Here is a 23,233-nt window from a genome sequence, read left to right on the forward strand (position 1 = left end):
ATCTCCATAAAGCCTGTCACAAACATGTACATACGGGTAAACGTTCAAAGTTGCTCGAGGCAATAGCCGGATGATGAGCAATTGTCAAGTCCGGTTCAAAGGGGAGGGGGACACGGTGACTTGTGCCTCCTTACCCGACAAGACAGCAGGAGTGGATGGTGTCAAATCATTATCCCCAGCAGCACGTCTTGAACTGGTAAGGCAACTCAAACTAACTGGAAAATCCAAACCAACCCGAAGAGTCTGGATACCTAAACCAGGAAGAAAAGAGAAACGCCCATTAGGTATACCCACCATGTACGACCGCGCCCTACAAGCTGTAGTGAAGGCAGCATTAGAGCCTGAATGGGAAGCCCTCTTTGAGCCAAACAGCTACGGTTTTCGACCAGGAAGGTCATGCCACGATGCGGTTATGCAAATTAAATACAGCATCCAACAAAAAGCAAAATTTGTACTGGATGCAGATATATCGAAATGCTTCGACCGCATTAACCATGAAACATTACTCCAAAAGTTAAACATGAAGGGGAGAGTCAGACAACAAATTAAATCCTGGCTCAAATCCGGAGTAATCGACCAAGGAGTATTTACTGCTACATCAGAGGGAACACCGCAGGGTGGGATAATTAGCCCACTTCTAGCCAATATCGCCCGACACGGATTAGAGGAACATTTAAAGCAATACGCAGAGACACTAAACCTCAAATATCCAAGTGGCAAACCAATGCCAAAAAGGGACAAAAGAGATTCACTGGCGTTCATCAGATACGCCGACGATTTCGTAGTCCTACACGAGGATAAAGCCGTTGTCCAAAGATGCCGAGAAATAATATCGGACCAGTTAGCTGGCATTGACTTGAAATTGAAACCCGAAAAAACGAGACTCACCCACACGCTTCAACCCGAATTAAGCGAAGACGGGTTCGCTGGTTTTGACTTCCTCGGATATCACATTCAGCAACACCCCACGGGTAAATATAGAAGTGATAGGAACGGTCATGGAAAAATTTTGGGTTTTGATACACTCATCACCCCATCTAAAAAGGCATCAAAAACACACCAAGAAGAAATAGGAAGAACCGATCAGAAAACACAGGTCATCGCCTCAGGCGGCATTAATAAAAGACCTCAACCCTGTAATCAGGGGATGGGCTTCATACTATAAGATGTCAGACGCAGTAGGAATCGGTGAATTTTCCAGACAAGATAAACTGACTTTCCTAAAACTGCGAAGATGGGCATTCCGACGCCAAGGAAACACAAATTACAGAAAAATGAAATACTGGAGAACCCTTGGTAATAACAACTGGATATTCGCAACCAGAGGAAGGGAAGCGAACACCCTCCGGTTACTTTTACATAATGAATTCAGCAGCAGTAGCACTAATTATGTAAAAGTTAAAGGTGAAAAAAGCCCATACGACGGCGATTCAGTTTACTCGAGTACAAGACTAGGGAGACACCCTGAACTACCAAGTCGTAAGGTTAAGCTGCTACAACAGCAAAAGGGTAAATGTCCCTGGTGCGGACTAGGTTTTCTTGAATGGGATGTGATGGAAGTAGATCGCAAAGTCCCCAGATCGCTAGGCGGTAAGGATGAGTGGAAAAATCTACAACTGTTACATCGACATTGCCACGATGAAAAGACTGCTATTGACCTAATAGCAACCCGGAAGAAAGAACACTCAAAATTTCTCAAGGAACTAGCCCAACAATGGGAAAAAGTAGATTGGGAGTGGAGCAACGACATTCCGGTTATCAAAAGTCAAACGGTCAAGAAGTCCCACAGTGACAAGGGAAACACATTGAGTAGCCGGATGAAGAGAAATTTTCATGTCCGGTTTCGCAGGAGAGGGGTGGGATGGTAACATCCCCCTCGACTCTAACCATTAGACTTGGATGGAAAACCAAGGCTTATTGCACCCCCGGATGTAATAAGTAAGTTGGCCAGATGAGACGTTAAAAGCGATGATTTGTTACTTAGATTGGAGTAAACTCCGATCAAGAGTATTGTAGATCGGAGCAGTTCATTGCAGATTCCTCCTAATCCTGATGATGTTTCGCTCTTAACGAGAATTTCCCAGGGCGACCAGGCTGCTCTGTCCGCTCTGTACGATCGCTATGCCAAAATTATCTACGCCTTCGCGTTTAAAAGTTTAAGATCGGTTGAAGAAAGCGAAGAAGTTGTCATGGATGTGTTTGCTCAGGTTTGGCGGATAGGCGATCGCTACGATGCCCAAAAAGGCAGAGTCGATACCTGGCTGTTTACCATAGCCCGCAGTCGCATTTTAGACCGCGTCCGTAAACTCCAGCGAACTCATCCAGCGACGACTTTTTCTATCGATGCTGTAGAGATCCAACCTCAAGCGGATAGCGTAGATCTATTCGAGGAAGCGTTTATTGCAGAACGTCGCAGTCGAATGATGGCGGCGATGAAAACGCTACCGGATGAGCAGCGGTTAGTCATTGAACTGGCGTATTATCAGGGGCTAAGTCACAGTCAGATTGCGGCTCAAACTGGGATATCGTTGGGAACGGTCAAAACCAGAATTCGGTTAGGCTTGAATAAGTTAAAATCTATTCTCGCTACTGAAGAGAACTGGTGACGACTCAAGGTTGAAAAATTAAATTCAAGGCGGATCGATCAAATGAATTCTGATAACTACTGCTTTTGCGAATTGGCTCCACTTTATGCCCTCGATCTGCTGAGCGAAGAAGAGCGAGCGTGGGTTGAGCAGCAATTAGTCGAATGTCCAGAATTGGCACAAGAATTAGCGGAATATCAAACAGCGGCGGCGGCAATTCCCTACAGTAGTCCCACCGTTGAAATGAAAGCAGATTTAAAAGAGCGGTTGTTCGATCGCCTCGGTTTAGATAATCCAGTCACCGTTGAAGAAAAAACGCCGCCATCGCCATTTTTGAGCGTGCGATCGCAAGAACTCAAATGGCGACCTCATTCCAGAGTTGCGGGTGTTTCGATTGCGCGCCTTCATATCGATCCAATTAAGCGTGAAATTGTCGGTTTATTGCGAGCAGAACCCGGTGTCCGCTATCCCTTCCACATTCATGCTACTGGCGAGGAAATTTACATGCTGGAAGGGGATTTAGTCATAGAAAATCAAGTTTATGGTGCGGGAGATTATATTCGATCCCGTGCTGGTTCAACTCATTCACCTCATACCAACGGCGGCTGTATGTTCTTCTTCCGCACTTCGATGGATGATGAATATCCCGACTTGGCAACAGTCAGCTAATTGCTAATTGCTAATTGCTAATTGCTAATTGCTAATTCCCAGGCGACCACCTGGGAACGAATGTTAGAGGATCTGCCTCGATTCAGTTTGCTACTGGTGCAATATCTTAGTTTAAAATAGTATCGACAGAGAATTGAGGATAGAAGCGGATGCAGGCTGAAGATGCGATCGCTTTCCCTTAAATCCTAGATATTTAACCACCCAATTGCTTTATAGTTTGCTTTCGACCCTCTATTGCTGGTTGGTAATCTGGTCTGATTTGTATAGCCTTGTCAAAGGCAGCAAGGGCTTCGTCATATCGCTTCAATTTAGACAAAGATATCGCTTTGTTATTGCAGGCAAAAAGATAGTTTGGATTGATTTTAATCGCTGTGTCAAAGGCAACAATTGCTTCTTTATATCGATGCAACTGCATTAGCGTTTGGCCTTTATTATTCCAGGCATCTTCAAACTTTGGGTCGATTTTTATTGCCCGATCGTAGGCAGCAATTGCTCGATCATATTCCCCCAAGTTGTTAAGCATAATACCTTGGCAATTCCAAGCAAAAACGTCGTTTTTGTTGATTTTAATTGCTTGGTGGCATGACTCGAGACTCTCAAGATAGCGATTCAATGCTTGATAAAATTCTGGATTTATCTGAATTGCTTGGTCGTAGATTTGAAGAGCTGCTTCGTATTGCTGCTTGCTCACCAGTTCGTTAGCTTGATTATATAGATTATCAGCCTGATATCTGGGTAAAATGGTGTTGACGATGTATGTTATTACCGCTATAAAGCTGATGAAACCGCTCAATAATGTTACTAATAGGGGATTTTTTTGTGACCCAAATGAACTGTTTTTGCCAACAATAACAATATCTCTGCCAGCAATATGAGTGACAAAATAATTTTTTCTACTATTTTTTATGTTCTGTAGGTCACGCAGAACCTCAGTTGCCGATTCGTAGCGCTCGCCAGGGTAGTAACACACCATTTTCTCTAAAATCATGGCTAATTTGTTGCTCACCTGTCCTGCTTGTTCTCGCCAGAACAAATGAAAATATTTTTCATCTCGTTGTATTTCAGCTGGTAAAATCCCTGTTAAGGCATGGATTGCTGTCATGCCTAAGCCATAAATGTCACTGCTAAACCTTGGCTTCCCTTCTAATTGTTCGGGTGGCATATATCCCGCTGTACCAATTGAATGTGTCCCCTTTTCCTGACGCTTACCATTAACTGCCCAAGTGTTGATTTCTTTGACCGCACCAAAATCAATTATAACAATCTTACCATCTGATTTGCGTATGATTAAATTGGAAGGTTTGATATCGCGGTGGAGCGCACCATGCTGATGAATAAACGCTAAGATTTCCCAAACATCCTGCAACAAGGCAATGACCTGATCTTCGTTCCATCGTTTGCCTTCTTTAATTTCTTTGCTAACCTGACAACCATCAATATATTCCTGAACTAAATAGAATTCTTGATTTTCCTCAAAGTAAGCCAGAAGTCTGGGAATTTGAGCGTGTATGCCTAAGTTCTCGAGTACTATTGCTTCTCTCAAGAAGCGGTGTCGTGCATTCTCCAAAATTAATCGACTGCTTATAATCAGCTGAAGTTGTTTGACGACACACTTAGCGCCATTAAGTCGGTACAAATTTTCCGCTAGATAGGTCTGACTAAATGCTCCTCGTCCTAAGAGGCAGAGAATTCTGTAGTGTCCACCTATTATCTCTCCGGGAGTGAGATTCATACAGCGTTGAAAGTTTGCCTTTCCTGCATAGCTGATTTCGATTTTGGCAGAGAATACTGAGACTTGTTTTAAGCCAGGAAGTTGGCTACTTACTCATGAAAGAGCATAGGACAAATCCTGACAGCTTAAATCCGTCTACAGTTGCAATATTAGATTCTGAAAGTTGTCAGCTGCATATCCTAACTCTAGCGCAGATTTACCATCCAGGAATAATAAAATTTGATTTAGCTGCTCTGCCAGAGCGATTTCATTTCTAAAATAGCTCTCGCTACACAATCTGTTCTTAACCAATGTAAGGAGCGGCTTATACACATCCTCTTTGGCATCATCTGTATACTTTAATTTATTTAATCTATGGCTCCTCAACACTTGCATTTTATCAATTGAATTAGTTTGAATTAGTTCAAAAATTTCTTGACATACTTGATTGACTAATCGTTCTGTAACGTATTCGATAACCACAGGTTGGATCGTCAAGCTACTTGCGCTTTTTTCTAGCATAGAACGCTGGCGCAGGACCTGTGTCGTAAAATATTTTCTCGCAACTCTGGCAGCGAAAGTTGCTCTTGCTCAATTGCCAGCCTTTTCTAAAGAGGACAAACGCTCAAACTGCACATCTATCAAAATACGAAGCTCTCTCAGCATTAATGTCATACTCATGCTTAAGAATTCCGAAACGTTGCCACCAAATATCTCTTCAATCGTCGTTGCAATAAGCTTTATGGCAACAGTCAGCTAATTTTTGATTTCTTCTTTGCTTTGGCTTAGGTCAACAAAGCGGGTCGCTTTTCATCCACCGGATAAATCATATCATGTCCTTAGGTATCGGTAGTGTATGGATGGCTAATTGCTAATTGCTAATTGCTAATTGCTAATTGTCAATTGCCTCCAGAGCAGCCATTAGCGATTAGCTATTAGCAGTTACACAACCGTTGCAAGAGGACATGATATCATATCGTTTCCGGTTAAATCTAAATGATTAAAATTGGTTGTAGGGGCACGGCGGCCGAAAACCTTCGACTTAGGGACAAAGTTTATTGATGTTCCCTACAATAGGGGCAGAAAACCTTCGACTTAGGGACAAAGCTGATTGATGTTCCCTACAATAACTCTACTAAGTAACTCAAGTTGCTAGTTATCTCATGCATAGCAGCTAATGGCTAATGGCTAATGGCGAGATTGGTAAAAATCCTATATTAGAAATTAGCAATTAGCAATTAGCAAGAAGTTTATAACTAGCAACTTGCGTTAAGTAAGTTCTACGAAGATGCCACTGCGTGCAAATTCTTCCTCTTCAGGACTGAAGTAGGGAGCTTTATCCACGAGGTCAGGGTCAAAGCTGTACGTCTCCTGTAGGAAGTTGCCGCTGATGAGAGCCTCCTCCAACTCCTTGATATAATCAAGGGCTAGGGTGCAAGCTTCGCTGATGCCTTGCTCATCGCCTTTTTCCAACAACTTTTGCAATGTTTCTCTGATCCCTGCTAACCGCGATGCCGGTTTGAGCAAGCCATAGAGGCGGGATATGCGCTCGATGGTAATGCTGAGGTGTTTGAGCGCTTTGGCGCGTGCCAGTTCAGAATCAAAGCTAGGCCAATAGCGGGTGGTGTAGAATGCTTTCTGATCCTTGTGATACCACTCTTCTGTGCGGGCAATCGATGAGGAGACGGTGTTGTGCAGTTTCCAGAAGAATAAGCGCAGAGAGGGGCCATCCACAACCGCAGACAGCTTGGCATCGATTGACATTTCAAATGTAGACAAGCGGGGGTTGCGCCCAAGCAAAAGATACTCTACAGGATACATATCCACTTCTTTGTTTTGGACGACGTAGGCATTGAAGTGGTGGCGGCAGTAGGGGCAAGGGTACATGGTGGCAAACATTTTGATGAAGTCTTGGAAGACTGCCACCAGGGCTTTTTGCTGTTCGGGTGTCTTGGTGCAGACGATCTCAGCGGTAGTATGGAAGAAGCGCCACACCGCTGGACCAATGTAGTAAGGGAAGCTGACGCGCATCCCGGCGTCCTTGACATCACTCCGACCTAGATACAGGTCAATGAAGGCTACGTACTGGGACAGACTACCTGACTCGCGCCCAAACTCCTGGCGTTCGCGGCGTTTCTGCACGCCGTTGAGGTAGTGGTGGGTGAGTCGCCATGCTTGTTTGATTTCCAGCTTTTGTTTTGGCGTGGATTTGGGAAAGTTCTCTGCTACATCTGCCCCATAGCGGTCAAACTCTCCTAGCGCTTTGGTAGTTTCGTACCACTGGTTCAACGCCGCCTCGTCAGGTACCGTGTTGTTCTGGATATCGGCGGCGGTGCTGACGTTGAACGCAGCTAGCAGCTTCGGCATGAAATCCTCGTACCAGTAAGCTACCGGCATCATTGCACCATCTATTCCTTCTGAAGCATCTTTGAGGATGACGCGGTGCCACTTTTTCAGGTAATCTTTTGGGTCTCCCTCTGATTTGGCGGTTGGGGGAGCAAGTTCCTGATTCACTTCCATCTGCCGCAGTCGGTTGAGTTCGTTGATCGCCAGCACGCCCTCGGCGATATCGCGGAAGCTGAAATGCTTCTTTTTCATAGTGATGGCAAACTCGACCCCCGCCGCAAACTTCTGCTTGACGCTGGTAGATTTACTGCGCGCCTCCAACATCGCCTTCTCTTCTGCCAACATTTCTGGCGTTTTTTCTACTGTCTTCCAGTTCAAGATCCGGTCTTCGAGTCGCGCGTACTCAGCTGTAATAGAATCAACAACTGCATCCAACAAAGGGTAGCAAGCTTCTTCCACTACACCTAACCCTTTGTAGAGCCCGATCGCCAACTTGATAAACTGTACAAAATCAGTAATTTTGTAAGGCAGGTTTCGCACCCGCAGGTGAGTTTCGTGATTGGCGCAGAAACTTTCCCGGAAGCTGCGGTATGCTGCTCCTTGAATCAAACGGAACATGCCAATCTGCATTTGCAGGCGGGAGGTACCGCGCTCCTTTTGACCCTGTGAGTCTTGCACAAGCATTTCTTTCAACCGCACCACTTCCTGGTCTATGTCACCGACTGTTTGTTGTGGAGTGGCATCAGTGGTTGCAGGAGCAGCTGTATAATTTGTGCGATTGGTGGAGGGAATGGGTGAATCTGTATAGCCGCTTGTTATTTCTGACTCATCCGGTACTAGCTTGACGAACTCCTCAAAGTCAATAGAGGCATCGCCATCATGGTCAACCTCTTTGATCATCTCATCAAGTTCTCGATCTGTCAGCCCAAACTGACTCATCACGCTGCGTAACTCGTTAGCAGTAATTTCACCGCTGCCGTCCTCATCAAATACGCTGAATGCTAGTTTAAGACGGCTCTTGCGGTCTCCTTTTTGAGCCACCATCAGCGCTTTGAATTCTTCAAAATCGATACTGCCCGATAAATCAACGTCTACCTCTTTGATCATGTCGCGCAGCTCGATTTCGCTGGGACTTTGCCCCAACGAACGCATCACCTGCCCCAGTTCCTCTACTGAGATGCAACTGCTGCCGTCTGTATCAAATACTTTGAACGCTTCCCACAGCTTTGCTACTTCTTCTTCTGTCATAACGTTTTTTTCTACTGCCACAGTTGTCATGATTAAATCCTCCATTCCTGAATTGGATTGTAATATAACCATTCAATTTTAACCTTGTCAATTGCTAGGTAATAGTTGTGACATGGGTAATTGGTAATTGGTAATTGGATTCATTGGCAGTCTATTCTTGACAATTACCCTGACACTGCTCCTGCCTGGGAACACCATTACCTATTACCAGCGCCAAGGGATGTAACTACCAACTTGAGTTAATCATGATACAATTTTGCCTAAAATTTTTCTAGATATCTGTAAATAAATTAGCTGATTTTTAAAATAGCCATGCCAAAGCTGCCCGATGTCGAATTATATCGTGTCCGGTTGAAGGCTTATAATTAGGGCTGACGCCCAGACGCGGGAACGCTCTGACGCGGAGAAGTTTTTATTACAAGTAATTAACCGGACATGATATTAGCCTTAATTATAGATTTTTAGCTGACTGGGCGACCTGCAAAGTAAGTGTAACCGAGATGGCAATTGCCCGCTTTATCCAATTCTATCGCTCTGACAAAATAATTCTATTTTCTCTAAACTCAATCGTTTGCCCCCCAACTTTCACCCGCGAATCTAAACCATTACCCTCAATTTCTACCTTGGTTGCTGCCCCGTTTTGTACGGTCATGACAACAAAAAAGCCTCCGCTGCCAGTTGCCCGCAAAACTCCCCCTTTTTCCCGCGGTTCAAACGCGATTTTTACATTTGACGGCGTCACAAACGTTCCCTGCATGGTGGCGCCAGAAGCGGCTTGAATTGTAAAGCGCCGACCGTCAATCTTCACCGTTTCTTGGGTATGCATTACCCAAGTTTTCTCCTGCAATGCTTCCCCATCTGTAAACTTATCAACTACTACAAATAAACCCGGTGCGCCACTGGCGCTACTGTAGTCTACGGCAAGCGATCGCACCCAATTCTCTCTCCTCAAACTCACCACCCCAGACCCATTTGCTTCTGCTTGAAAGAAAATCGGTTGCGCTCCCATAAAAGCCGATTTCTCATCGGTCAGCACCACATTTTCATCCTCTTGTTTCCGATTGGATGGCCCCGCATCTGCCCACTTTCCTCCTCTACCCCAAATGCGAAAACTACCCGCATCGGGAAATGACCAAGATTTACGTAAAGGTTCTCGTTTTAAATAAATACTCGCGACAAAATCCTGGTCATCCTGCCACTGGTTGCGGAAAGAATAAAAACCTTTTTGCTCGTCTACCAATACGCGACCAAATATTTCCGCCGGGTTGATAGGTGCGATATCTTCGCGATATCCGACTAAGGCGAAAATTGCCTCGTGGGGGCCATATTCTGAAATGCCAAAAGTTCGATCTCCTTGCCAACCAAAGTAGCGATTGAAAAACCATTGCACGCCTGGTAAAAATCGTTCTGGAACTATCCCCAAACCAAGCGCAAATAACACACCATCTGGGCTAATTCGGTGGCGTCCGTAAGTCGGGGCGGCTACTAAATCCCCTCGTCTGACTATTCGCATAACGTAATGGGGTAAGAACCATTCCCCACTCGAACCTGACACGAGGTCTTTACCTAAAACGTTTTGATATGCATGTAAAAACGGCACAATTGCATATAAAGATTCCCGGGTATAAAGATCGCCTTCAGTGCCAAAACCATGCTCTCCAATCGCAACTTTCATGTAGCGCTTAATGTTGCGTTCGGCAATTTTTAGCAGGAGTTCTGGGTTGGTCGGTTCGCTAAAAAACTCGTCTGGTTCTTTTAAAATTGCTAAAGCAGCTAAACCCGCTGCACCGCGCGCCCTAGCATTCCAGTTGCTTTGGGGGTGGGGGTTCCAAGCTGGGTCTTTTGTTCCTGCTATTAAGCTTGTAGTTTGCTGTGCTAACCAAGTCGTTATCTTTTTGCGTCGCCCTTCGTCCCAGGCGTTATAACAGAGGTCGTAAGCTAAGGCAATACCTGCAACAATCGAGGACTGTTCTAACAAGCGGGGACCGGGTTGATTGATTGAGTTTACTACAATTTGCCATGCGGTTTCTGCTGGTTGTTGCCCTTCGTTTAATAAAGCAAGAAAGCAATGACCGGCAGCGTGATAACCGCCATTGGGCCCATAGCTATCGTAATAGATTTTTCCGGTTAAACTTTTTCTCAGTTGAGCGATAATAACTTGACCTGTAGGAGTTTTTGCCTTTTCGCGTAAGGCTGGAAGTTGCTGTTCTCGAAAAATTAATCGGGGATGTTCTTGTGAATTAATCGGGAGATGGTTGGGCAATTTTTTAGGCCAATGGGGACGAATAACGCCGCTGATTTCCCCTTTTACCGACCGTTCTTTAAAGCTGCCTGAATAAGTGCCGACTAGCTGGTTTTGTTGTAGTTTTAATTCTATTTGATAGTCGGCTTCTCCTACTACTTGCACCCAAGGATCGGGACTGGTTTTGATTTTGACTCGCAGACGCCAAGGACCCTGGGTGCGATCTGTTTGGATGATTTCTACTGTACCTTGATGGTCGGCTTGGTTGAACTGGGGTGCATAACCCCAAACTTCGCGATTGCATCTACTTTGTTCGCAGGCTAAATCTAAGGTAATATCCTGATACGCGATTGCTTTTTCCCCTGACTTCCACAACCCTTGTTTCAGGGTAATGCTAATATCCCCAGATAGTTCCTGCGGTGCGATATTTTGAGCAGGAGTATGAGAATTGCCCAGCAAAAATATCAGTGCTGCTGCAATAATAGCTTCAGGGAGGGGGAGACGCACCGGAGGGGGAGACGCGGGGACAAGGTTCAGACGGGGATTGAGACAGAGACTGAACGCGATCGACTGAATCAGAAGATTCAATCGGGGTCTCACACCCGTCTTGGAACGGAAGTTCCCAACGCGAGTCTTGAGAAACTTCTTTCCTCCGCGTCTCCCTATCTCCGCTTCCCCCAGTCTTCTTCGATGACTGTTCATCATTTCTCTCCTCTCATGCAAACATCCAATTGATTAAATCGCGATACCTTTCTGCTACGACGTTGCGGCGAATTTTCAATGTTTGCGTCAACATGCCATTTTCGATTGTAAAAGGTTCTTTAATTAGCTCAAAAGCAATAATTTCATCATCCCGACGATATCCAGGACGATTTCGCACTTCCCGATTTAGTTCAGCGCGAAATAAGTCTCGAATTTCCTTACTATTCAGGTTAATTTCTCCCGCTTTTAGTTGCGCTTTATCGTTCTTTTTTATCCACTGTTCTAAAGCTTCTAAATTTACTACAATTATAGCACCCAAAGACTTCCGATCTTGACCAACTAACATAATTTGGTCAATCAAAGGACTCCGCAAACAAGCATCTTCAATTGGTTGAGGTTCGATATTTTCTCCATTGGTTAAAACAATCGTATCTTTGGCGCGACCCGTGAGAACGATTTGACCATCTGGGGTTAACCAACCAATATCGCCTGTATCAAACCAACCTTCTGGATCGATTGCTTTTTTCGTTGCTTCTGGGTTGAGAAAATATCCCTGCATGACTTGGGGACCCCGCGCCATAACTAAACCTCGTTGACCTGTGGGTAATGGTTGATGGGTTTCTAAATCGACTATTTTTATTTGAGTATTTGCGATGGGGAAACCCGAAGAACCGCGCAGGTTTCGCCAGTAACGACGCACTGTTAAAACGGGTGCGGTTTCCGTTAGTCCGTATCCGACTAGAATATCTATTCCGATAATTTCAAAGAAGTCTTCTAAGTGTTGCGCTAAAGAACCGCCGCCGCAGATTAATTGTTTTAATTTACCCCCCGTTGCTTGCTGAATTTTTTTGTAGATGAGCATTTCTCCCAGATAATGCAGGGGTGCGAGGGCGATGGTTTTTACCCAAGCTTGGACGAGTTGCGATTGCGAAGGGTTAAGATTCTCCAAATCCAGTCTTTTCCAAGTCCGAACTGCTTTAATATAACTTTGACTCACAGTTAAAAAAGACTGGATAAATTTCTGCATCCGGGGCGATTTATCGCGGAAAGACCCTTGAATTCCTTCGTAAATCGATTCCCACAAACGCGGTACGCCGACGACGTATTGCGGTGTATAAGTTTGCAAATCTTGTTTCAGATAGCGACGATTGGTATAAATTTGAGTGCAACCTTGAGCAAGGGTAAAGTATTCTCCGATTCGTCCAAAACTGTGCCAAGTTGGGAGGATGCTAAGCGTGCGATCGCCGACTGAAGGTTGGATCGCTGATGTCAGTGCAATCAGTTGATGGATAAAATTTTCATGGGTTAACATCACGCCTTTGGGTTTCCCCGTCGTCCCGGAGGTGTAAATTAAAGTTGCCAAAGTTTGGGGATTTTGATTGACGGGTTTTAGCGTATAATTTGATGCCATCTTCATCAATTGCCAGAAATTGATCGGTTTCAATCCCATGATGATTTCCGGAGTTTCATCTGATAGCAACACCACCCACTGTACCGGCAAATCGAATAATTCTGGCGTCAATTTCTTGAGGGTTTTGAGATTTTCGACCACCAACCCCGTACTACCGCTGTGTTCCAAAATATACAGCAATTCCTCCCGTTCGGCGGCAGAAGAACGCACCGCATTCGCCGCACCCGCCAGCATTATCCCTTGATCTGCAATCATCCACCGCGCACTGTTATCGGCAAATAAAGCGACGCGGGATGGAATGGGTGCTTTTGCGTCGGATTCTAGACCTAATGCCTGGATTCCGGCAGCGAATTGCTGGATTTGTGCGTATAGCTGGGCGTAAGTTAGAGATACCCTAGGTTTGGCGTGGGGGTCAAGTAACGCCACCACATCTGGGAACAGTTGGGAAGTAGTTTCCCAAATTTGGGGAAGGGACTGTAAGGCGGAATAGTCGATCAGTCCCGTCATTTCAAAGCGTTCGCGATCGCTAAAATTATATTTGCCCATTGTGCGTTCATCCCTGATATGTGTAGGTTGGTGGACATTAGCAAGATTATAAATTACGTGGGGAAGCGACTGTGTTTATTGAGATCGCATCTTTTTCGGTGTCGCCACCGCTAGCAGGAATTCCACCAACGACCAAAGCAGGGGAATAATGGGAGTAATGACCCATTTATAAAGGAAGTCTGCGATCGCAGTCTTCCGGGGACGATTGAGGAAAAATGTTGCCACGATGATGGCGGCGATCGCAAGTATCCCCGTGATATAAAAAAACGGTGCAAAACTACCAAAAATTCCGCGAATTGCACCCGCTGTAAAAATGCCCGATAAACCTCCAATCCCAAAGGAAGTAAACAGTAACCCGTAATTACTGGGGTAATTCTCAATTGAGAAAAAGCTCAACGTAGCAGCAGGTGCGACGGCTAACCAAGCACCCAAACAAAACCAGAATATGGAAAAAGCCACTAAAAAGTTGACCAACTGACCCTGAGTGGTATTTAACATCAAAATCGACGCAATTAGGATGAGTACATTAATCGCGACGATTGTAAGTTTGGGTTTGAGGCGGTCGTTTAGCCAACCGAATAAAGGACGCCCGATGCCGTTGAATGCGGCAAATAAAGCCACGGCGAAAGTGAGATTTTCCGGTTGGAGTCCGACGAGTTCTCGACCGACTTGGGCAGTAGTTGCGATCGCAGTCAATCCGACAAACGTTCCCACAATGTAGCACAGCCACAATCCATAAAAAGTTTGCGTCTGCACCATCGGCAATTGGGCAGAAGCATTGCTGTCTGTATTGTCAGCAATTATCTCTTCTTTCGGATTCCAACCTGGAGGTTTCCAACGAGGAGGCGGCATTCTTAAAACTGTTGAAATTGCCAGAATAATCAAGGTAAATGCCATACCTAAAATTACAAACGTCGAACGAACGCCAAATGCTTTAATTAGGGCAAATGCCAAAGGTGCTGTCACCAATGGCGAAAGACCAAAACCTACAACAGTCATGCCTACTGCAAAACCTTTGCGGTCGGGAAACCACCGCGCAGAAATTGCCAAAGGAACCCCATAAGCCATGCCGACGCCGATGCCGGTGATGACACCGTAGCTAAGGATTAAACAAGGTAAATTTGGGGCAATGCTTGATAGCAAATAACCAATTCCTACAACAATTCCACCTGTAGCGGTGAGCATGGTAGGATTGCACCGATTCATATACAATCCGCTAATCGGCATTACCAAGGTAAACATCACTCCCAGTACCAAAAAAGGCAGTAAAATTGTACCGGGTTTGGTTTGGAGTGCTGCTTCAAAAGGGCCGCTGAAAATACTCCAGGAATAGACCGTTCCTAGACAGAGTAATACAAGTATACCCAAGGGAATAAACAACCACCTGCCGACTTCAGGGCCAAGTCCAAATAGTTTGGCATTGTCGGGGAATTCAAACAATTGAATACCGTTCATTTTGCCTGTTTTCCAATGGATTCACAATTGTTCTACATTCTTACACTCTCAGGTGCATTAGGGCAAGCACCCAACCCCGACGCCAGACGCGCTATAATGCTATCGCTTCATCTCAGAGGGGTTTACCTCATGGAATTTAACGTTATTTTCCAGTTAAACGAAGCACAAAAAAATGATTTGATGGAACTTTATAAAAATGCGTTTTGGTCGCAGCAAAGAATGCGTGCCGATCTTGATAAAATGTTGGAGCATACTAATATGATTGTGGGAATAGAATCGCGCCAGGGCAAATTAATCGGATTCTGCCGCGTTCTCACCGATTTCGTCTATCGATCCATTCTTTTCGACGTAATTGTTCATCCAGATTATCGCGGTAAAGGGTTAGGCAAACTGTTAATCGATACCGTTGTAGAACATCCAGATTTACAACAAGTGGAACATATCGACCTCTGCTGCTTGCCAGAAATGATTGAGTTTTACAAACAATGGGATTTCACCACAGAATTAGGTGAATTTCGCTTAATGAGGCGAAACCGTAGGGTGCGTTAACGCAGTGTAACGCACCTTACTTTTATATAGAGGTAGGAGCCTTTATATTTTTGTTCCCAGGTTGAACCTGGGAACGAGATATACGCAGTGTAACGCACCTTACTTTTACCCAACGCACTTAGTTGTTCGCAACTCCATTGCATCGGAAATAAAACAAGTACCGCCTAATTTATTCAGAATTGCTCTAATATTTCCCACCACTGCATCGAGTTTTTCAGTGGGAAAGAAAGCGACAATATAAACATTATCGAGCATCGTCATTGCTAAATCGTGCTTGCCATCGCCTCTTGTACTTTTACCTGCCACATCCCGAATTACTGTATAACCCGGTACCCCTGCTTTATCTAGCCCTTTTAAAATCCTTTCCAATTCGGTGTAATTGGCAATAATTTCGATGCGTTTGACTGCGTTCTTAGATTAACTCCAAAAAAGATTGATGCCGTATAGATACAAGGGAATGCCGACGGTGATATTAAACGGAAACGTCACCGCTAAAGCAGTGGAAACGTATAAACTCGGATTCGCTTCGGGAACCGTTAGCCGCATCGCTGCGGGAACGGCAATATAAGAAGCACTCGCACACAAAACGGAAAATAATAAACTATCTCCTGGCGACATGCCGATGACTTTGGCAATCAGCAAACCAATGGTAGCATTGACGACTGGAATTAGTATGGCAAAGGAAATCAGGAAAGATCCGGTTTTCTGCAAATCTTTTATTCTTCTAGCTGCTAGCAGTCCCATATCTAACAAAAAGAAGGTGAGAACCCCGTCAAACAAATCTTGGGTAAAGGGTGACAACTTGTGCCAACCGCTTTCACCCGTCAGGACTCCCACGATCAGACTACCAACTGGCAGAAATACCGAACTGTTGAAAAAGGCTTCTTTTAACACATCAGACCAAGCAAACTCTCGCTTATCCCCATCTGTCGTGAATAAATTGACTAAAATTAAACCGACAATAATCGGAGGAGATCCCATTAAAGGAACGGCTGCTACCATGTAGCTATCAAAGTTAATCCCCTGTTGGTTGAGGAAAGACATGGCGGCGATGAAGTTAACGGCACTGATGGAACCGTAAGAGGATGCAATTGCAGCTGCATTATACGGGTCTAGCTTGATCTTTAAAATAAAGAACGTATAGACTGGAACAAATGCCGACATCAACATCGCCGCCAAAATTGTTAGAATCACCTCTTGACTAATGCCGCTTTTTACCAGTTCCACCCCGCCCTTAAACCCAATCGCAAATAGCAGATACAGCGAGAACATTTTGGCGACGGGAGGCGGAATTTCCAGATCCGACTGGACAAAAACAGCCACCACGCCCAAAAAAAACGCCAGGACAGGTGGAGTCAAGATGTTGGATACTATCAAGCTGACATCCATTTCCACCAATCCTCCCAGTTTGTACGCGCAATCCAAGGTCAAGAATTGATTGTTACACGTTGCGGACATGCAGATTGAGAAAATATACTCATTGCCGAGGTTCAAAGACTCGTGGGCGAGGATATTTGACTCGCAGGCGAGGATATTTGACTCGTCGTTGAGTGTTGGAGGGTGGTGTGCGATCGCTTGTGCCAGATCGCCCACCTGTTGCAATACCTGATAACCATTTTTCGTCGCATCAACCGGGCGGTAGGGGCACGGCATTCAAAAACTTTGCGCCCAGAAACAAAACTTACTCGTGCCGTGCCCCTACCATCTTGCGTTCTAACCAATGGAAAATTGCTGCGAAGTCTCGCGGATTGTGCAACGGTTGTATGATTCCTGTTTCGTCACCTTTCGCACCAGTTAAATCATAAAATGTTTGAAACGTAGGGGCACGGCACCAGAAACATTGGTCGTCAAACCCGAAATCTTAATAATGCCGTGCCCCGACCAGGTTTCGGATAAACCCTCAACTCGTACTTGAGTTATTTTTGCGATCTGGAAACTTACACTTAACTTCAATTTCTACATTTTTTTCCGCCGACCCTTGGGTAATTAAAGGAATCCCCGCCGTCCCAGTAAACTTTAGACCAAATTTGATATTGATTTCTTGCACCTCAACAGCGGCAAAATTCTTGAAAGCACCGATAACAAAAAGCGCATAACCCCGGATCGCTTTTTGGGCTTTTTCGATATCGACTAAATCTTTAGTACCGCCCTTTTCTCCAGGACGCTTACCCCCAGTCCCAAGTTCTGGCAGACTTGTACTTGTATCGGCTTCCACGTAAATTTCGTAAGTTTCATCCCCTTCTTGGATCAGCAGGCGTTGTACTTCTGACATAATTGACCTTACTATAAGCTATAGTTTGTAATTCTATCCGCGAATTTACCGCAATCTCTGTGTATCTTAATAGACATAGGTCACAAACTTTGCCGCCCGGTTTAATCTAGCACCATGACCAGATACGCCCTAGTGATTGGAATTGCCCAGTACGACAGCAGTTTAGGCAGTCTGACTAAGCCTACCAAGGATGCAGAAGCAGTAGCAAGCATTTTGGCACAACCCGGTTATGGTGATTGGCAAGTCAAGCGCTTACCGGAGAGGTGGAATAGCGAGAAAAACTGTTATGAAGTGGCACGGGAACGATTAAATGGCAGCGATTTGGGGCAAATGCTGCAAGATTTTATCCTGAAACAGGCAGATAGAAAAGATGCTCTGATTTACTTTAGCGGACATGGTTTTACTGTATCGGATAATTTGGGGAAAAAGAAGGGATATTTAGCAACTTCTGATTGTACGAGTAATGCGATCGCAACGCGCGGTATTGCCCTTGACAGTCTGAATCAGTTAATCCTGGAATCAAATTTGAGCAGTTTGGTTGTGCTGTTAGATTGCTGTCATGCTGGGTCGATTTTGGAGAGCAATTTAGTCAGACAAAGTTTAACGGCTTTTAACTCATCTCAGAAGGATTATTATTTAATAGCCGCTTGTCGAGATTTTGAGTCGGCTTGGGAAGGGGAGGAATACAGCATTTTCACAGCAGCTTTACTCAAAGGATTGGGGGAAGAGAATGCTGGAAGCGATGGGACAGTTAGGTGCGGTAGTCTTTTCGATTTTATTGCCACGGAACTCAAGCGCAGCGGTCAAGAACCGATATACATGGGGTGGGGACGTTCGATTCATTTAGTGCAGTATCAGCCTAAACAGAAAACAGTCGTTATCGATGAGACTTGTCCCTATCAAGGATTGCAGGCTTTTGAAAAAGAGCAGGCGCGGTTCTTTTTTGGACGGGATAAAGTCATCCAGCAGCTAATCCAAAAGCTGGATCGATCTCATTTTATCCCGATAATTGGAGCATCCGGCAGTGGCAAGTCTTCTGTAGTTCAAGCGGGTTTAATTCCAGCATTAGAAAAGAATGGTTGGCAAGTCTTAGACATCATTAAACCAGGGTTCAAGCCCTTAGCCAAACTAGAACGAGCTTTTGAGCAATTCTTTGAGGGAAACGAGTCAGAACTTGACGATCTGATCCACAATCCCGACAATCGATTAGAGCAATTGCTCGCACATCTCCCAAAGACAGAGCATTTCCTGTTGGTAGTCGATCAATTTGAAGAGGTATTTACGGTTTGTGCCAAGGAAAAAGAGAGACGCCGATTTATCGAATTGCTGGCTCAAGTTGCGGAAATTCCCTCCTCCCGGTTGGCAATTGTCACCACAATGCGGGCAGATTTTCTCGAACCTTGTTTGAACTATGAATCCCTGACACAATTAATTCAAAATCAAGCCGCGTACATGCCGCCCTTGGTGGGGGCAGAGTTAGAGGAAGCAATAGTTAAACCTGCGGAACTTCAGGGTTATCAGTTTGAGTCGGGATTGTTAGCAGAAATCCTCAAAGATGTGGGTCAAAACCCCGGCAGCCTGCCTTTGTTGCAATTTGCTTTAACACAATTGTGGTCAAGAGATCGGCAAAAACATCGGCTGACATTAGAGCAGTATCAGGCGATGGGTGGCGTCATTGGGGCGCTGGATCGTCACGCAGAACGAGTTTATCAATACCAGGATTTCCAGACAATTTCTCCAGGGCGGGAACGAGACGAGGGGGAGAAAGAATCGATTAAACGGATATGTTTAAAATTGGTGCGAACGGGTGAGGGAATCAAGGACACCCGACAGCGACAACCCAAAGCCAAGTTGTTGGATATTGGCGGAGATAACCGAATTCACCGGGAGAGTTTAAGTAAAGTTCTAGACGGGTTAGTGCAAGGGCGCTTGTTGGTCACAGGCGAAAGCGAACAGAGATCTTACACCAATAGCCAGTTGAGGCAGAGCCTCGACGATCTCGTTCCCAGGCTCTTGCCTGGGAACGAGGGCAGGGAGGTTCTACCTCCCGAAATACGAGATCTCAGTCAAGAAACTAAAGCGATCGATTTAGCCCACGAAGCGTTGATGGAAGGTTGGAAAAGATTTGCCCAGTGGCGTCAGGAAAACCGGGAACTGCGACGACTGATTCACCGGATAGAAGATGCTTTAAAGGAATGGCAGAAGCAGCCAAATGATGACAATTTAATGATGGGCGGATTGCTGGCTCAAGCGAGGGCAAAATGGCTGGAATTAGAACCGGATTTAGATGCTGTAGCTAAGGAGTTTTACCAGAAAAGCGATACCCACGAACAAGACCGAATTGCCGAATTAGAGCAGGCACTTACTGAATCCCGGCTACGAGAACAGGCAGCGAGGGTGCTGAATTTATTGACCGTCCAACCGCTAGATAGTCTAGTTCTGGCAATTAAAACAATGGGTGAGAATGCGGAGAAATTGCCAAAGCAGATTCTCGGCTCAGTTCAGACTAGCCTCTATAGAGCGATGGAAACCGTCAGAGTATCAATTCCCTTCCAGGGACACCACAAGTCAGTCACTTCAGTTGCCTTTAGCCCAGATGGCAAGATGATTGTCAGTGGCAGTCTTGATCGGAGACTGCGCCTGTGGGACATACAGGGCAACCCGATTAGTAAACCTTTTTGGGGACACAGGGATTCTGTTTGGTGTGTCGCCTTTAGCCCCGATGGTCAGATGATTGCCAGTGGCAGTTATGACGGAACAGTGCGGTTGTGGAATTTGCCAGCCAAACCGATAGGTCAACCCTTTCAGGGACATGGGGATTGTGTCTGGTCAGTAGGCTTTAGCCCAGATGGGCAAATGATTGTTAGTGGCGGTAGTGACAATACGGTTCGGTTATGGGATTTACATGGCAACCCCATCGGTCAAGCTTTCCGGGGACACGAACATTATGTTACTTCAGTTGCTTTTAGCCCGGATGGCAAGATGATTGTCAGTGGCAGTAATGACTCCACAATCCGATTGTGGAACTTGCAGGGCGAACCTATTGGTAAACCATTCCAAGGGCATGAGGATTCTGTTTGCTCTGTCGCCTTTAGTCCAGATAGCAAAATGATTGTCAGTGGCAGTAGAGACAAAACAGTCCGGTTGTGGGATTTAGAGACAGTATTGTTGTGGCACATCCAGGGACGCCCCATTAGTAAACCTTTTGTGGGGCATGAGGATTCTGTTTGGTCTGTCGCCTTTAGCCCAGACGGGAAGATGATTGTCAGTGGCAGTAATGACTATACAATCCGCTTGTGGGACTTACAAGGTCGCTCTATCGGTCAACCTTTGCAAGGGCATGAGGATGCTTTCTTCTCAGATCATTGTTTCTGGTCAGTCGCCTTTAGCCCGGATGGTCAGCGGCTTGTCAGCAGCAGTCATGATAAGACAGTGCGGTTATGGGATATCAAGAGCCACTCGATTGGTCAACCGTTGAGGGGGCATGAGAATCATGTGACTTCAGTCGCCTTTAGCCCAGACGGCAAGATGATTGTTAGTGGCAGTGATGACAACACGGTGCGGTTGTGGGATATCGAGGGGAACGCCATTGGTGAACCATTCCAAGGGCATCAGAGTTATGTCTTGTCAGTCGCCTTCAGCCCGGATGGGCAGATGATTGTCAGTGTTAGTGCTGACGGCACAGTAAGGTTATGGAACCTCCAGGGCAACCTTATAGTTCCTCCTTTCCAAGGGCATCAGAAAGCTGATGGTGCAGTCGCCTTTAGTCCAAATGGGCGAATGATTGCTAGTGGAGGTATTGACTACACAGTGCAGTTATTTGACATCCAGGGCAAGCCCATTGGTCAACCGTTCCGGGGGCATCAGCATATAGTCAATTCACTCGCCTTTAGTCCAGATGGACAAACGATTGTTAGTGGCAGTTGGGACAACACAGTCCGTCTATGGGACTTACAAGGCAACCCCATAGGTGAACCATTGCTAGGTCATGAGAGTTATGTTGATTCTGTCGCCTTTAGCCCAGACGGACAAAGGATTGTTAGTGGCAGTTGGGACAACACAATCCGTCTATGGGACTTGCAAGGCAATCCCATCGGTCAACCATTGCGAGGTCATGAGAAATATGTCTATTCAGTGGCTTTTAGCCCCGATGGGCAAATGATTGCCAGTGGTAGCCGGGATAAGACAGTGCGGTTGTGGGACATTGACGGTCGCCCTATCGGTCAGCCATTGCGAGGACATGAGAGTTATGTCCGTTCAGTCGCTTTTAGCCGAGATGGGCAGATGATTGTCAGTGGCAGTCATGATAAAACAGTTCGCTTGTGGCGAGGCGGTTGGCGGGCGTGGCTGGAAGTCTGCTGTAACCGATTGCGTTACCATCCCGCATTCAAAGATCCTCAAACAGAAGATGAAAAAGCTGCCTGCCTTGCGTGCAAAAAATATGTGTGGGGCGAGAATGAGTAGCAGGTAGATTCAGATGTTCGATCTGTTTTGTAGCGCGATCGGAAATATCAGATGTTGCGTCAATCTCCCAACCCGCCCGGAAATAAATTTCAAAGGCTTTTAGCGAAAGTCGGTTAAAACCGACTCAATGCCATCAAACCAGTTTGTTTTAACGGACTTTTGCTACTCGCTGTGGGAATTTATTCCCTGGCGGTATGTTACACGAGCGAAAAAATTGGGCAAACTACCCTAAACAATAGGGAAAACTATTTATGGCTCTCTGGCGACTGTACTACCATCTTGTTTGGGCAACAAAAGAGCGTCAACCTCTGATTGATCGTGACAGAGAAACTAAACTTTATCCTTACATTATTGGCAAAGCTGATTCTCTAGCTTGTATTGTTCATGCCATCAATGGTATAGAAGATCATATTCATCTTGTGGTTTCTATTCCACCGAAGCTATCTGTTGCTGATTTTGTTAAAACCATTAAAGGGAGTAGCGCCCATTATCTGAACCATAGCTTCTCCCCTACCTCAGATAAATTTGGTTGGCAAGAGGGATATGGTGTGTTTTCTCTGGGAGGTAAGCAACTGGAGCAAGCTGTAGCTTACGTTCAAAATCAGAAAACACATCATTTAAACAGAACGATTGTAGCCTCTTTGTCAGAATCTAATCATGAAGATGATTCCCCATCCCTTTGGCTTCCGAAATGAAAGATGGAAATGCACTCTTGGGCAATACTTTCAGAATATCCGGGTTAAAACCGATTAATTAGAAAGTTTTCAGTCCGTTAAAACGGACTTTCGCTAAAAGCCCTGGGAATTTATTCCCTGGCGGGCTGGGAAAAGTGCGTTCGCGCAAGCTAGGGTATGCATATCGCTCGCATCACAAATATACGGCAATTCCCAGCGCGATCGCTCCCCCAAATCCCCAACAGCTACAATCAAAATCATCCCCTCCCAGTTAAAAACGGTTATGGTACAACAACTCCCCACCCAAACCACAAAAGAAATAATCTACCCAGACAGCGACGGACAACCTATGTCAGATA

The 23,233-nt window shown here is 45.5% G+C and carries 17 protein-coding genes; 8 read left to right on the forward strand and 9 right to left on the reverse strand.

The window, feature by feature from the left end; translation table 11 throughout:
- Positions 1-70: 70 nt before the first annotated feature.
- From ACE1CM_RS39010 to ACE1CM_RS39025, 4 genes are all read left to right on the forward strand, one after another.
- A complete protein-coding gene (locus ACE1CM_RS39010) occupies positions 71-1,165 on the forward strand; it encodes a reverse transcriptase domain-containing protein (RefSeq protein WP_374884340.1) in 1,095 nt (364 codons plus the stop codon).
- Positions 1,140-1,868, forward strand: a complete 729-nt coding sequence (locus ACE1CM_RS39015; protein ID WP_374884363.1) for an HNH endonuclease — start codon at positions 1,140-1,142, stop codon at positions 1,866-1,868. Before ACE1CM_RS39010 ends, ACE1CM_RS39015 begins: the two co-directional genes overlap by 26 nt.
- 162 nt (positions 1,869-2,030) lie before the next feature.
- Positions 2,031-2,606 carry a sigma-70 family RNA polymerase sigma factor gene (locus ACE1CM_RS39020; RefSeq protein ID WP_374884342.1) on the forward strand — a complete coding sequence of 192 codons (576 nt, stop codon included), beginning with the start codon at positions 2,031-2,033 and terminating at the stop codon, positions 2,604-2,606.
- A gap of 42 nt (positions 2,607-2,648) precedes the next feature.
- Positions 2,649-3,254, forward strand: coding sequence for a cupin domain-containing protein (locus ACE1CM_RS39025; RefSeq protein ID WP_374884344.1), 606 nt, complete (start codon positions 2,649-2,651; stop codon positions 3,252-3,254).
- Between the two features lie 193 nt (positions 3,255-3,447).
- On the opposite strand, the gene ACE1CM_RS39030 is transcribed toward ACE1CM_RS39025, so the two are convergent.
- The 6 genes from ACE1CM_RS39030 to ACE1CM_RS39055 form a co-directional block, all read right to left on the reverse strand.
- Complete coding sequence (locus tag ACE1CM_RS39030) at positions 3,448-4,986, reverse strand: tetratricopeptide repeat protein (protein ID WP_374884346.1); 1,539 nt, start codon at positions 4,984-4,986, stop codon at positions 3,448-3,450.
- A 135-nt stretch (positions 4,987-5,121) separates the two neighbouring features.
- Positions 5,122-5,487, reverse strand: coding sequence for a hypothetical protein (locus tag ACE1CM_RS39035; RefSeq protein WP_374884348.1), 366 nt, complete (start codon positions 5,485-5,487; stop codon positions 5,122-5,124).
- Positions 5,488-6,234: 747 nt separating this feature from the next.
- The gene (locus ACE1CM_RS39040) at positions 6,235-8,589 is read right to left on the reverse strand and encodes an EF-hand domain-containing protein (protein WP_374884349.1); all 2,355 of its coding nucleotides are present in this window, start codon (positions 8,587-8,589) and stop codon (positions 6,235-6,237) included.
- 496 nt (positions 8,590-9,085) lie between these two features.
- The gene (locus ACE1CM_RS39045; RefSeq protein ID WP_374884351.1) at positions 9,086-11,506 is read right to left on the reverse strand and encodes a hypothetical protein; all 2,421 of its coding nucleotides are present in this window, start codon (positions 11,504-11,506) and stop codon (positions 9,086-9,088) included.
- A gap of 10 nt (positions 11,507-11,516) precedes the next feature.
- Complete coding sequence (locus ACE1CM_RS39050) at positions 11,517-13,460, reverse strand: AMP-binding protein (RefSeq protein WP_374884353.1); 1,944 nt, start codon at positions 13,458-13,460, stop codon at positions 11,517-11,519.
- Between the two features lie 75 nt (positions 13,461-13,535).
- Positions 13,536-14,915, reverse strand: coding sequence for an OFA family MFS transporter (locus ACE1CM_RS39055; protein WP_374884354.1), 1,380 nt, complete (start codon positions 14,913-14,915; stop codon positions 13,536-13,538).
- 15 nt (positions 14,916-14,930) lie between these two features.
- Here ACE1CM_RS39055 and ACE1CM_RS39060 point away from each other — a divergent pair, with 15 nt between their 5' ends.
- Positions 14,931-15,464, forward strand: coding sequence for a GNAT family N-acetyltransferase (locus tag ACE1CM_RS39060; protein ID WP_374884356.1), 534 nt, complete (start codon positions 14,931-14,933; stop codon positions 15,462-15,464).
- Positions 15,465-15,569: 105 nt separating this feature from the next.
- Here ACE1CM_RS39060 and ACE1CM_RS39065 read toward each other — a convergent pair whose 3' ends face one another.
- The 3 genes from ACE1CM_RS39065 to ACE1CM_RS39075 all read right to left on the reverse strand — a co-directional run bounded on the left by ACE1CM_RS39065 (position 15,570) and on the right by ACE1CM_RS39075 (position 17,736).
- A complete protein-coding gene (locus tag ACE1CM_RS39065) occupies positions 15,570-15,860 on the reverse strand; it encodes a P-II family nitrogen regulator (protein ID WP_374884365.1) in 291 nt (96 codons plus the stop codon).
- 21 nt (positions 15,861-15,881) lie between these two features.
- Entirely contained in the window at positions 15,882-17,117 is a 1,236-nt protein-coding gene (locus ACE1CM_RS39070) for a sodium-dependent bicarbonate transport family permease (RefSeq protein ID WP_374884358.1), read from the reverse strand.
- A 247-nt stretch (positions 17,118-17,364) separates the two neighbouring features.
- Positions 17,365-17,736 carry a CU044_2847 family protein gene (locus ACE1CM_RS39075; RefSeq protein WP_374884359.1) on the reverse strand — a complete coding sequence of 124 codons (372 nt, stop codon included), beginning with the start codon at positions 17,734-17,736 and terminating at the stop codon, positions 17,365-17,367.
- A gap of 114 nt (positions 17,737-17,850) precedes the next feature.
- Between ACE1CM_RS39075 and ACE1CM_RS39080 the strand changes: the two genes are divergently transcribed.
- From ACE1CM_RS39080 to ACE1CM_RS39090, 3 genes are all read left to right on the forward strand, one after another.
- Positions 17,851-22,200 carry a caspase family protein gene (locus ACE1CM_RS39080; RefSeq protein WP_374884360.1) on the forward strand — a complete coding sequence of 1,450 codons (4,350 nt, stop codon included), beginning with the start codon at positions 17,851-17,853 and terminating at the stop codon, positions 22,198-22,200.
- 251 nt (positions 22,201-22,451) lie between these two features.
- Entirely contained in the window at positions 22,452-22,895 is a 444-nt protein-coding gene (tnpA, locus tag ACE1CM_RS39085; protein WP_374884361.1) for an IS200/IS605 family transposase, read from the forward strand.
- Between the two features lie 156 nt (positions 22,896-23,051).
- On the forward strand, positions 23,052-23,233 hold a 182-nt coding region (locus tag ACE1CM_RS39090; RefSeq protein ID WP_374884362.1), incomplete at its 3' end, for a hypothetical protein.

This window comes from Microseira sp. BLCC-F43 (assembly GCF_041929235.1).
Taxonomy (GTDB): domain Bacteria; phylum Cyanobacteriota; class Cyanobacteriia; order Cyanobacteriales; family Aerosakkonemataceae; genus Microseira.

Excerpts from the sequence above, each read along its gene's own strand:
- ACE1CM_RS39010 (WP_374884340.1), top strand. The coding sequence starts at position 71 with ATGATGAGCAATTGTCAAGTCCGGTTCAAAGGGGAGGGGGACACGGTG.
- ACE1CM_RS39025 (WP_374884344.1), top strand. The coding sequence starts at position 2,649 with ATGAATTCTGATAACTACTGCTTTTGCGAATTGGCTCCACTTTATGCC.
- ACE1CM_RS39030 (WP_374884346.1), bottom strand. The coding sequence starts at position 4,986 with ATGAATCTCACTCCCGGAGAGATAATAGGTGGACACTACAGAATTCTC.
- ACE1CM_RS39035 (WP_374884348.1), bottom strand. The coding sequence starts at position 5,487 with ATGCTAGAAAAAAGCGCAAGTAGCTTGACGATCCAACCTGTGGTTATC.
- ACE1CM_RS39040 (WP_374884349.1), bottom strand. The coding sequence starts at position 8,589 with ATGACAACTGTGGCAGTAGAAAAAAACGTTATGACAGAAGAAGAAGTA.
- ACE1CM_RS39045 (WP_374884351.1), bottom strand. The coding sequence starts at position 11,506 with ATGATGAACAGTCATCGAAGAAGACTGGGGGAAGCGGAGATAGGGAGA.
- ACE1CM_RS39050 (WP_374884353.1), bottom strand. The coding sequence starts at position 13,460 with ATGGGCAAATATAATTTTAGCGATCGCGAACGCTTTGAAATGACGGGA.
- ACE1CM_RS39055 (WP_374884354.1), bottom strand. The coding sequence starts at position 14,915 with ATGAACGGTATTCAATTGTTTGAATTCCCCGACAATGCCAAACTATTT.
- ACE1CM_RS39060 (WP_374884356.1), top strand. The coding sequence starts at position 14,931 with ATGGATTCACAATTGTTCTACATTCTTACACTCTCAGGTGCATTAGGG.
- ACE1CM_RS39070 (WP_374884358.1), bottom strand. The coding sequence starts at position 17,117 with ATGCCGTGCCCCTACCGCCCGGTTGATGCGACGAAAAATGGTTATCAG.
- ACE1CM_RS39075 (WP_374884359.1), bottom strand. The coding sequence starts at position 17,736 with ATGTCAGAAGTACAACGCCTGCTGATCCAAGAAGGGGATGAAACTTAC.
- ACE1CM_RS39080 (WP_374884360.1), top strand. The coding sequence starts at position 17,851 with ATGACCAGATACGCCCTAGTGATTGGAATTGCCCAGTACGACAGCAGT.
- tnpA (WP_374884361.1), top strand. The coding sequence starts at position 22,452 with ATGGCTCTCTGGCGACTGTACTACCATCTTGTTTGGGCAACAAAAGAG.